This window comes from Algoriphagus antarcticus, from assembly GCF_002150685.1.
In the GTDB taxonomy this organism is placed as follows: Bacteria; Bacteroidota; Bacteroidia; order Cytophagales; family Cyclobacteriaceae; genus Algoriphagus; species Algoriphagus antarcticus.
Map to the genome: position 1 here is coordinate 47678 of NZ_MSSW01000070.1, position 8853 is coordinate 56530.

Sequence of the window (8853 nt, forward strand, 5' to 3'; positions counted from 1 at the left end):
TCATGAGTTGGGAAGAAAGTACCAGACAGAAGATGCTGCATCTGAAACTACCCACGGATCCAAGGTGGGTGGGGATCACAGAGATGCACCTAGAGGATGTGCTGACAGATCATGCTTACTGTGAGCAAAAGGCCGCGTCGTCCTGTATCAGTTTGATTGTGCGATTCAATGATCTTGAGGAATTGGTAGATATTCTTACACCGATTGTGGCAGAGGAATGGGGGCACTTTGAGCGAGTGCTTGAGCAAATTAGAAAGAGAGGATTGAAATTTGGTTTCATAAGAAAAGACGAATACGTCATTCAGCTCACCAATTTTGTGTTAAAGGGAGGCAGTAGAATACAGCAGCTTACTGAGCAATTGCTGCTGAATGCTTTGATTGAGGCAAGAAGTTGTGAGCGCTTTAAGTTGCTGTCCACTAATCTGGAAGATCCAGAACTCAAAAAGTTCTACTATGAACTGATGATTTCTGAGGCTGGTCATTACGTCACATTTATCGAGTTGGCCAGAAAGTATCAGGACCCAGATATAGTGAATAAGCGATGGCAGGAATGGTTGACTTTCGAAGCCGAAGTGATGAACAAACTTGAGGTGCGGGGTGACCGAATTCATTGAGCTAATCTTAAATTTTCTACTCCAATAGTCATTTCCCCAGTAATTATTTATACTTGACTTATCTAGGCGCAATTGTGCTATAAATTCGTTCTAATACGAACACACTATGAATTTGATCGAAAACGTACGTGAAGCTGTACGCTCCATAAAAGTAAATTTGTTGAGAACAGTCCTCACAGGTGCCATCATTGCTATTGGTATCTCATCACTTGTAGGTATGCTTACCGCCATTGACGGGATCAAAGCACAAATTGCAGATAGTTTTTCCGGCTTGGGAGCTAATTCATTTGATATAAGAAACAAAGGATATAGTGGCGGGCGAGCAATTCAGGATGGTAAAACTGAGAAAAGTTATCCTAAGCTTACTTTCCGGGAAGTGATAGATTTCAAAGAGAAATACAACAGTGTTGGTATTTCAACAGTATTTGTCTCTGTTACAGGAAATGCAGAAATTAAGAGAGGCTCTGAAACTACCAATCCTAATGTCCGTGTCCGAGGTGGAGATGATAACTATTTAACTATCAAAGCTATAAAGCTTGAGAAGGGTAGGAATTTCAGTAGCATGGAAATCCAAAATGGCTATAACGTATGTATCATAGGCAAAGAACTTACTACTACACTTTTTGAGGCTAACGAAGATCCGCTAAATCAAAAAATCACTGTTTTAGGTAGGCCATATACAATAGTTGGTGTTCTGGAAGAGCAAGGCGGAATGGGGCCAGACCAAGGAGCAGATAGACAGATTTTGATTCCGATAGAAAATGCAAGTCGTTTGGACACAAGAGGAAACTTCACCTATAATATCACTGGTGTAGCATCAGGTCCAGAGCGGATAGACTATGAAATGGGTCAAGCGATAGGCATGATGCGAGAAATCCGCCAAGATCGAGTAGCTCAGGAAGATTCGTTTGACTTGACCAAAAGTGAGTCTGTGGCTGAAAGTCTTGAAGAAGTAGCTGGATATCTCAGATTGGGTGGTTTTGGGATCGGTTTTATCACTTTGCTTGGGGCATCCATAGGCTTGATGAATATCATGCTTGTATCAGTGACAGAGCGCACAAGAGAGATAGGTATCAGAAAAGCACTAGGAGCTACACCGCTTAGAATCAGACAGCAATTCCTGCTTGAAGCCATTATGATCTGTATTTTAGGAGGAGCTATGGGTGTGATCTTGGGTATTTCTATAGGCAATATAATAGCCTTAGTAATTGGGGTGGGCGGTTTCCTTATCCCTTGGCTGTGGATGATAATAGCCTTCGCCATCTGTATATTGGTTGGTTTGATGTCAGGGTATCTTCCTGCTTACAAAGCTTCCAAGTTAGATCCGATTGAATCTTTGAGATATGAGTAAGGTGTTATAGAATAGGAAACTATATGATTTAAGACCGAAGTGGGAAGAAAGAAGAACAGAATTCACAGACCTCTTACTACTTATCTATTGCTCCTAATTTCAATCATCTCCATCTTTCACTTCTTACAACTAACTATATTTATAACTTCCCATTTTTTGCTTCTAAAAGTTCCACTTGCTTTTCCATCAATTCGGTTATTCTGCTGAGTAGCTCAATATTCTTTGGAGTAACTACGGTTTCATTTTTAGGGTCTTCAGCTTTTTTCCGAAGGGAGTTCATCAGTTTTACTACAAGGAAAATAGTGAACCCGATTATCAGGAAATCAACACTTGCTTCCAGAAGTTTACCGTAGCCAATGGCTATTTCCTCTGGATGTACTACACCTTCTATTGTCACCGCCTCGCGCAAAACGATCTTCTTGTTTTCCCAATTAATCCCGTTGGTGAGGAAAGAAAGTGGAGGTAGAAAAATCTGCTTTACCAGCACATCTACTACGTTATTGAAGGCTGTACCGATGATCACACCAATAGCGATGTCTATCATATTTCCTTTAACGGCAAATTCCTTGAACTCCTGAATTAACTTGATTTTCATAACTGGGATTTAAAAGTCTTAGATGAAGTTGTGATCAATTGGGTTGCCAAATCAGAATCATTTTTAGAAATGGTTGCTGTGATTTCGGTATTTTTTATGATTTACAGTAAGTTGAAAACTTGATTGACAGCGCATTTCTTGCTGGTGAAATCTGGCCTTCAGATTCTTGAAAAATAGAATTTCCTAACCCTAAACCCTAGAAATCATGACAAAGAACCATGGATCAAGCATTAAAAACGATGAAAAATACGAGGCACTGCTGAATGAAGGTATGAGCAAAACCAAGGCTGCTCGAATCTCAAATACACCCAATTCGGGAAAAAAAGGTGGCAAAGCGAAAGAATATGAAGAAAGGTCCAAACAGCAACTCTATGAAAAAGCAAAAGAAGTAGGAATCGAAGGCAGAAGCAAAATGAGCAAGCCGGAATTGATCTCTGCACTAAGAAATTCCTGACTAAAATTTTCAACTATACTAGACCACGAAAACCATGAAAAAACCTACTGAATTTAAAGACCAAAAGCAATCGTTACCGGGAAAGCAAAGTAAAATGAAACCAGAACCTGAAGTGATCCGAAAGGGATACAAGGGGAGCGGAAAATTAAAAAATAAAGTTGCCCTGATCACAGGCAGAGACAGCGGAATAGGGAGAAGCGTTGCTGTTCACATTGCCTGCGAGGGCGCAGATGTAGCAATAGTCTATCTCAGCGAAGACAAGGACGCGAAGTATACCCAAGAGATGGTAGAAAAAGAAGGTATAAAATGTTTGCTGATAGCCGGCGACCTCAAGTCTGAGAGCTTCTGCAAAAAAGTGCTAAACCAGTGTGTAAAAGAGCTAGGCGGAATAAATATTTTGGTGAATAATGCAGCTGTATAATTCCCTAAGTCCGAGCTCACTTCCATCACGGCAAAGCGACTTCAGGAAACGTTCGAGACTAACATTTTCTCGTTTTTCCATTTGGCAAAATTCGCTATGCCGCATTTCAAGGTTGGCGATACAATCATCAACACCAGTTCAGAAACCACATATCGGGGGAGCAAACATTTGGTTGATTATGCAAGTACGAAAGGTGCGATTGTAGGATTTACCCGCTCTTTGGCACTGATGCTGGCAAAGGATAAAATTCGTGTAAACGGTGTAGCTCCCGGTCCAATTTGGACACCTTTAATTCCTGCTACGTTTGACGATGTGACCGATTTTGGTCAAGATACTGCCTTGGGTAGAGCAGGCCAGCCAAGTGAGGTAGCACCTGCATATGTTTTTCTTGCGAGTGAAGACAGTTCCTGTATCACAGGCCAATTTATCCATGTAAATGGCGGGAAAATAGCCGGCGGAAAAGGGAGGAAGCAAGCTTTCAAAAAATGTTTTAGTATTAGGTTTTCAAGGGCAGTATGAGGTCAATACTCCACATAGTGATGATCGATGAAATGGTAAACGATTTCAATTTCCCAGATTACAGATTCATTTTATGCTCAAATCCGCTAATCGACCGTATATGAGGCACTGGATCCACATAATTATTCTACTGGAATAGTAGTTGGTTTCTTACCGGAAACAATACCCCTCGATTGTTTCAATTTGACCTACCAACTATGAAAAAGACAGCAATCTTAATTTTCGTGGCGAGTATTTATTTGGGACTGCCCAAAGAGATATTAGCAGAAAATAATTCATCCCGGTATCCTCAGGATACTGTGCCAATAAGAGATATCATTCCTCCTTCGGTTTTGCCAAGTACGTCCTCCGTTTCTGGAATTGTGAAGGATGCAGGGAATAGCCCATTGCCAGGTGCAACTGTGCAGATCAAAGGAACCCAAACTGGAACCATTACCGGAGATTCGGGAACATACACCATAGCAATACCAGCAGGTCAGGAGGGCGTCGTGCTGGTATTTTCATTTATGGGCTTTCAGTCCAAGGCGGTCAAGTTCGGAAATCAGTCTACCATAGATGTGACTCTGGTGAATGATGAACAAGAACTGGATGAGGTAGTCGTGATCGGCTATGGTTCTGCACGGCGAGCCGATCTTACTGGCGCGGTATCTCGAGTGAACTCGGATGAACTGAATGCTTTCCCAACTTCCAATGTACTTCAATCACTGAGCGGTCGGGCTGCGGGCGTTCAGGTAATCCAGAATAATGGCGCACCCGGAGGCGGAGTTTCTGTAAGGATCCGTGGTGCAAATTCTATCCAGGGTGATAACGATCCTCTTTATGTAATTGATGGTTTTCCTTTCTCAGGAAATCCTACCAACCTGAATAATTCGGATATCGCAAGCATAGAAATCCTTAAGGATGCTTCATCAACAGCGATTTATGGTTCCAGAGGTGCGAATGGCGTTGTATTAATCACCACTAAAAATGGCAGCGGAGCAGGGACGGTAGTTGAGTTTGATGCGTCATACAGTGTGCAGAGTCTGAGAAAAAAGCTGAACCTGATGAATGGAAATCAATACGCTCAGTTGATGAATATTCAAGCGAAAAATGATGGTTTGGATCCGTATTTCACAGATGCTGAAGTCAATGGTTTCGGAGAAGGCACGGATTGGCAGGATGAAATTTTCCAACAAGCGCCAATCAAAAATACCTCACTGAATGTGTCAGGTGGAGGAGATAACACACAATTCTTAATCGGGGGAAGTATCTATCAGCAGGATGGTATCATCAAGGGTTCAGATTATGACAGATACTCTATCCGATCTACTATTAATCACAAGATCAGTGACAAATTCAAGATTGATTTCAATAGCACGCTGAGTAAGCTAGTCACTGCACGAAGAGACAGTGATGGCGGAGCGCGGGGTGCAAGTATGATTGGATCGGCATTGGTAGCCTCCCCACTTTCCACACCTTTTTCACCTGATGGATCCATCAACAATCTGGCAAACGATTTTCCCTTTATCTCTCCTGACATAGTCAATCCACTCAACTTCATCAACGAGCAATCAACTGTGATTACTGCAAATGTCATCCTTGCCAACGCTGCAATTAGCTACAATCCTGTTCCGGAGATTACGATCAAAATATCCGGAGGTATTGAAAACCGGGATGACCGAACGGACAATTACCGAAGCCGAGACTTCATCAACAGCAACGGAAATGCAAGTATTAGTACAAGTCAGTATGTCAGCCGTCTGAATGAGAATACAATTACCTATGCTGATGTATTCAATGATAAGCATGATTTGAATGTATTGGCAGGTATTACTTATCAGGATTTTACTACCAAATTTCTAGCGGGAAGCGGTGCCGGATTCCTGAGCGATCTCTATGAAACTGATAATCTGGGAGCTGCGGAGACGCCTGGCATCCCGACTTCAGGCTATGCGAATTCCGTTTTGCTTTCCTACCTGGGTAGAGTGAACTATGGCTTTTATAATAAATATCTTTTCACAGCATCATTCCGTGCAGACGGTTCATCTCGCTACAGTGAAGGAAATAAGTGGGGTTATTTTCCTTCTGGAGCTCTCGCCTGGAAAGTATCTGAGGAGAATTTCATGAAATCCCAGAACACTATTTCTACTTTGAAAATCAGATCAAGCTGGGGATTGACAGGATCTCAGGCTATTAGTCCTTATGCAACACTGAATAGGCTTTTCCCTGGCTTCACAATTTTTGGGGATCAATTGTATAATTTCCTCGCACCGGGTTCTACGCTTCCTGGAGATCTAAAGTGGGAGACCACCGAGCAATTTGACCTGGGATTGGATCTGGGACTTTGGCAGGATCGCATCGTGTTGGGTGCTGATTATTACCTCAAAACCACCGATCATTTGCTAAGTACCGTTCGTTTGCCGAGTTCTTTTGGCTATACCACGACGATAGACAATGTGGGTTCTATAGAAAACAGAGGAGTGGAATTAAGCTTATACGCCCAGATTTTCGCATCTGATTTCCGATGGAGTCTGGATGGAAATATCTCTTTCAACAGAAACAAAGTCCTTAGTCTGAACGAAGGGCAACCGCTACTCACGAATTTCATCAATGTGATCACGGTCGCAGACAATTTTTCTATTATGGAAGAGGGGAGACCATTAGGGCAGTTTTGGGGATATCAGGAAGATGGCTATACCGAATCGGGAGCCATCAAATTTAAAGACTTGAATAACGATGGAGAAATCTCCGCAGCAGATAAGACGTATATCGGAAATCCAAATCCAGACTTTTTCTACGGCTTTAATTCCAATATGAGTTTCAAAGGCTTCCAACTCGATTTTTTCTTCCAAGGGAGCAAAGGAAATGACATTATGAATGTCAGCGCGATTTCCAGCACGTTGGATTATGGACAGGGATTGAACATGCCGGAGGAGGTGCTGCTGGATAACTGGACGCCGCAAAATACAGATGCCAAGTATCCAAAGATCAGCAGAAGTTCTACAGCTCGTGTGTCGGATAGATTTGTAGAAGATGGTTCTTACCTAAGACTGAAAAACGTATTGTTAGCATATAATTTTCCACTGAAAAACTCCAGGGGCAAATTTCTCCAAAGTCTCCGAATCTACGCCAGTGGACAAAATCTGCTGACTTTGACGAATTACTCCTGGTGGGATCCTGAAGTGAACAGTAAAGGCAGCGACAATCGATTGGGGATAGACCATTTCAGTTATCCGATCCCGAAATCCTACACCGTAGGTCTGAACGCAACTTTTTAAACCTCAAAAAATCAAGCCATGAAAACATATAAAAATTATAAAATAGTAAACCCCAAACTTCTGATAGCCGGATTTTTAGCTATCGGAGGTATGGCAAGTTCCTGTGAGAGTCTTCTGGACGAAGAGCCCAAAACAATCGTCTCGGAGAATTTCTACCAGAACAAATCGGATTTTGACGCAGCTACGAACGCGATTTACTTTCCCTTGCGGATGGTAAGATCAGAGCAGATCGCTGTCCTCAGTGCCCATACAGATTGGGGATATGGGAGAGGTAGCCGTGCTCAATACAATGATTTTGAAGGATTCAATCCTACTAACATCAATGCTGCGGCAGCACGATGGAACAGCTTTTATCAGGGAATCCGAAATGCCAATTTAGTCATCCAGAAAGCTCAGCTAAGTGAAGTATTGACGGAAGCGGAAATGAATCTCTATTCCGCTGAGGCCAAATTCCTAAGAGCACTCACTTATTTTGACTTGGTGAGAAATTGGGGAGGAGTTCCACTTCGAACAGATCAAAATATTACCGAAAAGGATGTGCCGAAAAGCAGCCCAGCAGAAGTCTATGACCTGATTTTGGCAGATCTGGCAAATGCCGAAATGTACCTTCCCAACAATGCTACAGTACCTGGAAGGCCAACTCTTTGGGCAGCAAAAACACTTTTAGCAGATGTTTATCTTCAGCTGGCGAATTATGAAATGGCAAAAACTAAGGCTCAAGAAGTAATTGATTCCGAGGAATTCCAATTGGTGAAAGTCACCACTGTGGACGATATTCGGGCGAAGATTTTCGGCGCTACGTTGGTCACATCGAGCGAGGAGATTTTCTCTTTCAAATTTGCCAGACAGACTGGTCAAGGCAGCGGACTGCCTTGGATAATGAACCATCCAAGCACCAAACTTTATAATTTTGGAGGAGCCTATGCTCACTATGGCGATGCAACAAATCCATTTTATAAAGAGTGGCAAGACGGTGATCTGAGGAAAGGACTTTGGCAACTTGTCAAGTTTGGCTTGGGTGATTCTACTATGGTGAATGGCAAATACGCTGAATCACAAGCTGTGGATAATACCGGCGCAGGAAATGATATTCCTATTTACCGCTATTCGGAGTTACTTCTCATCTATGCGGAAGCTTCTGCGAGAGTTGATGGGCTTACCGAAAAGAATCTGGAGGCAGTAAATCAAGTGCATCGCAGAGCTTTTGGGCTTGATCCTATGCTGGTGTCCGATTTGGATTTTGTGATGACGGACCTTACTGTAGAAAGCTTTTTGGATCTGATTCTTCAGGAAAAAGCCTACGAAACTCAGTTTGAAGGCAAGCGCTGGTTGGATCTGAAAAGAACGGGCAGAGCTGATGAATTTGTCTTGAAAAACAAAGGAATTATGATTGCAGAAAAGCATTACCTGTGGCCTATTCCACTGGAAGAACTGAATTTCAACGAGGCAATGAGTCCGAGTGATCAGAATCCAGGATACTAAATATATGATTATCAGCTTTATTGCCAGTAGTATTTGACATACCAAACGGCCTCGACTTCGCTCGCTCACCGAATTAGGATTGTGTAAGGAGGTGAGGAAAATTCGATTTGGTTACTGTTGCAATCGCCGATATGCATACTAAATAACTGTATGTACGCTA

At 42.5% G+C, this 8853-nt stretch carries 6 protein-coding genes and 1 pseudogene; 6 read left to right on the forward strand and 1 reads right to left on the reverse strand.

Features of this window, described 5'->3' with window-relative positions:
• Positions 1 to 2 precede the first annotated feature (2 nt).
• Both miaE and BVH04_RS20585 read left to right on the forward strand, forming a co-directional pair.
• Complete coding sequence (gene miaE / locus BVH04_RS20580; RefSeq protein WP_205635893.1) at positions 3 to 614, forward strand: tRNA-(ms[2]io[6]A)-hydroxylase; 612 nt, start codon at positions 3 to 5, stop codon at positions 612 to 614.
• Positions 615 to 720: 106 nt separating this feature from the next.
• Positions 721 to 1965, forward strand: coding sequence for an ABC transporter permease (locus BVH04_RS20585; protein ID WP_086543347.1), 1245 nt, complete (start codon positions 721 to 723; stop codon positions 1963 to 1965).
• A 139-nt stretch (positions 1966 to 2104) separates the two neighbouring features.
• Here BVH04_RS20585 and mscL read toward each other — a convergent pair whose 3' ends face one another.
• Positions 2105 to 2560, reverse strand: a complete 456-nt coding sequence (mscL, locus tag BVH04_RS20590) for a large conductance mechanosensitive channel protein MscL (RefSeq protein WP_086543348.1) — start codon at positions 2558 to 2560, stop codon at positions 2105 to 2107.
• 205 nt (positions 2561 to 2765) lie between these two features.
• Here mscL and BVH04_RS20595 point away from each other — a divergent pair, with 205 nt between their 5' ends.
• From BVH04_RS20595 to BVH04_RS20610, 4 genes and pseudogenes are all read left to right on the forward strand, one after another.
• A complete protein-coding gene (locus tag BVH04_RS20595; RefSeq protein ID WP_086543349.1) occupies positions 2766 to 3014 on the forward strand; it encodes a DUF7218 family protein in 249 nt (82 codons plus the stop codon).
• A gap of 94 nt (positions 3015 to 3108) precedes the next feature.
• A pseudogene (locus tag BVH04_RS20600) lies at positions 3109 to 3954 on the forward strand (SDR family oxidoreductase).
• 197 nt (positions 3955 to 4151) lie between these two features.
• Entirely contained in the window at positions 4152 to 7211 is a 3060-nt protein-coding gene (locus tag BVH04_RS20605) for a SusC/RagA family TonB-linked outer membrane protein (RefSeq protein WP_086543350.1), read from the forward strand.
• Positions 7212 to 7229: 18 nt separating this feature from the next.
• Entirely contained in the window at positions 7230 to 8693 is a 1464-nt protein-coding gene (locus BVH04_RS20610; RefSeq protein WP_086543351.1) for a RagB/SusD family nutrient uptake outer membrane protein, read from the forward strand.
• The last annotated feature ends 160 nt before the right edge of the window (positions 8694 to 8853 follow it).